The following is a 3051-nucleotide window of genomic DNA, read 5'->3' as shown; positions in this document are numbered from 1 at the left end:
CCCCCGCCGGGGCCCCCCCCGCCCCCGGGCCCCCCCCCGCCGGGGGGGGCCCCCCCCGCCCCGCCCCCCCCCCCCCCCGCCGCGCCCGGGGGGGGGGGGGCCGGTCAGGCGAGTTCGGCGGTGGTCGGCGGCTCGGCACCGGGCCGGGAGACGGTGATGGCGGCGGCCCGGGCCGCGAAGCCGAGGGCTTCGCGCCACTGGTCGTGGGTGAGCGCCCGCACCGCCGCCGGGGACAGCGCGTCGTTGCGGTGCAGCCAGGCCAGCAGCGCCCCGTGCACCGTGTCGCCCGCGCCGATGGTGTCGGCGACCTGCGCCCGCACGCCCGGCACCTCGACGAGCTCGCCGTCACCGACCAGCGCGGCCAGCCCGTCGGCACCGCGGGTGAGCACCAGCCCGGCCGGGCCCGCCTGCTGCCAGCGGCGCAGCGCGACGTCCAGCTCCTCGTCCCCGGCCAGCCACTCGGCGTCCTCCACCGACAGCTTCAGCAGGTGCACGGAGGGCAGCCAGGCCTCGAACCGCTTGCGGTACGCCTCCGGGTCGCCGATGAGGTCGGCGCGGATGTTCGGGTCCAGCGCCACGAACCGGCCGCGCTCGGCTTCGCGGAACAGCACCGCCTCGTACGCGGTGGCGCCGGGTTCGAGCACCATGCCGAGGGTGCCGAAGGAGACGGCGGTGACCTCGTCGGGCAGCGGGCCCGGGTCGGCGACGAAGCGGGCGGCGGTGCCTTCGGTGTGGAAGCTGTAGCGGGCCGAGCCGTCCTCGGCGAGGCCGACCACGGCGAGCGTCGTCGGTTCCGGGCCGCGGCGCACCAGCTCGGTGCTCACCCCGGATTCGACGAGGCGTTCCAGCAGCTTGTCGCCGAACTGGTCGGTGGACAGGGTCGCGTGGAACCCGGCGGGCACGTCCAAGCGGCCCAGCGCGATCGCCACGTTGTACGGGCCGCCGCCGAGGCGGGGGTGCAGCGGGCCGAGCTCGCCTCCTGGCGTGGCGGCGTCCGGGACGAGGTCGACGAGGGCCTCTCCACCGATGACGATCACGTTTCCTCCGTGCTGGTGCTTCCGTGCTGACTTGCTCGGCTCCGCGCCCGGTCCGGCCGCCGGGTTCGGCGTTCCGGGCCGGTTCGGGCCGGGGACCGCGCCGGACGGCTACGGCCGGGCGGTCGGGGGGCGGGGACCAGTGTGCTCCGCCGGGGGTGGGGCGATCCGTGAACCTCCGGCCGCCGGGTCGAACAGGCCGCCGAGCAGGAACTGGGACAGCTCGGCGAAGGCTTCCGCGTCGGACAAGCCGGTGCGCTCGGCGATCTCGCCGCGCTGGATGGCACCGATGGTGCCGCTGACCATCTCGGCGACGAACGCGGCGTGCACTTCGCGGAACACGCCTTCGCGGACGCCGTCGCGGATGTAGCGGCGCATGTTCTCGGCGGCGGCGCGGGCGTTGGCCTGGTAGGTGGCGCGGGTGGCCGGGTTGGCGGCCATGTCGGCCATGAACCGCCGGGAGGCGGGGCGCAGCCCGGCCGCGGCGGTGTCGAGGTAGGTGCGCATCCGGGCGCGGACGTCGTCGACCTCGGCGACGGCGCGCTCCACGTCGGCGGTGGCGTTCTTGAAGAACCGGGCGACGACGGCGACGGCGAGCTGCTCCTTGCTGCCGGCGAGCGTGTAGAGCGTCGACTTCGAGCAGTGCAGCCGGGCGGCGAGCTCGTCGAGGGTGAAGTGGGCGAACCCCTCCGCGAGGAACAGGGCGCACAACCGGTCGAGCAGGTCGGCGCGGCGCTGCTCCGGCGATCCCGCGCTCCGGCGGCGGCCCGGCGACGCGTTCGCCTCGGCGGCGACCGGCTCGGGAGGAGTCATGCGGGTGAGACTGCCACAGCTCGGGAACGGCGGGCGTCGGCGGGCCTGGCGCCGGACGCGGCGCGACAGTACTCTGACGAGTCCCACAGTACTCTTTTCAGTACTGGCATGTTCCGCACCCGCCACAGCCCGCAGGAGCGCCGCCCATGGCCGTCGACCGACTGCTGCCCAGCCAGGAAGCCAGCGACCTGCTCGCGCTGACCGCGGAGATCGCCCGCGACGAGCTCGCCCCCGCCGCCGCCGGGGCCGAGGAACGGGAACTGTTCCCGCGCAAGGCGTTCCAGCTGCTCGGCGACTCCGGGCTGCTCGGCCTGCCGTACCCGGAGGAGCACGGCGGCGGAGGCCAGCCCTACGAGGTCTACCTGCAGGTGCTCGAAGAGCTCAGCAGCGCCTGGATGACCGTCGGCGTCGGGCTCTCGGTGCACACCATGTCCTGCTACCCGCTCGCCCGGTACGGCACCGACGAGCAGCGCGACCGGTGGCTGCCGGAGATGATCGGCGGCGACCTGCTCGGCGGCTACGCGCTGTCCGAGGCGCACGCCGGATCGGACGCCGGCGCGCTGCGCACCCGCGCCGACCGGGACGGCGACGAGTACCGGGTCACCGGCACCAAGTCGTGGATCACGCACGGTGGGGTCGCCGACTTCTACGCGCTGATGGCGCGCACCTCCGACGACGGGCCGCGCGGCATCAGCTGCCTGCTCGTGGACGGCGCGACGCCCGGGCTGTCGGCGGCACCGCCCGAGCGCAAGATGGGCCTCACCGGCTCCCCCACCACCGAGTTGCGGTTCGAGGACGCGCGGGTGCCCGCGGACCGGTTGCTCGGCGGCGAAGGGCACGGGCTGGCCATCGCGCTGAACGCGCTGGACTCCGGGCGGCTCGGCATCGCCGCCTGCGCCGTCGGCCTCGCGCAGGCCGCGCTGGACCTCGCCGTCGACTACGCCAAGGGCCGCGAGCAGTTCGGGCGGCCGATCATCGAGTTCCAGGGCGTCGAGTTCCTGCTCGCCGACATGGCCGCGGCCGTGCAGTCCGCCCGCGCCGCCTACCTGGACGGGGCGCGGCGCCGGGACGCGGGCAGGCCGTTCGGGACGCAGGCGTGGGGGGGGGGGGGGGGGGGCCCCCCCCCCCCCCCGCGCGCGGGGCCCACACCCCGGCCCGGGACCAGCGGGCGCGCGGGCCCCCCCCCCCCGACCCCCCCCCGGCG

At 76.4% G+C, this 3051-nt stretch carries 3 protein-coding genes; 1 reads left to right on the top strand and 2 read right to left on the bottom strand.

Annotated elements, in window-relative coordinates; all coding sequences use genetic code 11:
- Nucleotides 1–104: 104 nt before the first annotated feature.
- On the bottom strand, nucleotides 105–1037 hold the full coding sequence (locus LCD31_RS07425) for a carbohydrate kinase (RefSeq protein ID WP_224956850.1): 933 nt from the start codon (nucleotides 1035–1037) through the stop codon (nucleotides 105–107).
- Between the two features lie 108 nt (nucleotides 1038–1145).
- Complete coding sequence (locus LCD31_RS07420; RefSeq protein WP_224956848.1) at nucleotides 1146–1847, bottom strand: TetR/AcrR family transcriptional regulator; 702 nt, start codon at nucleotides 1845–1847, stop codon at nucleotides 1146–1148.
- 146 nt (nucleotides 1848–1993) lie between these two features.
- On the opposite strand from LCD31_RS07420, the gene LCD31_RS07415 reads away from it, so the two are divergent.
- A partial coding sequence (locus LCD31_RS07415) for an acyl-CoA dehydrogenase family protein (protein WP_224956847.1) occupies nucleotides 1994–3051 on the top strand: 1058 nt, incomplete at its 3' end.

It is taken from the genome of Saccharopolyspora sp. 6M (genome assembly GCF_020176775.1).
GTDB lineage: Bacteria > Actinomycetota > Actinomycetes > Mycobacteriales > Pseudonocardiaceae > Saccharopolyspora_C > Saccharopolyspora_C gregorii.
The sequence above is the reverse complement of the archived record's forward strand: the minus strand, read 5'-3'. Positions and strand labels throughout refer to the sequence as shown.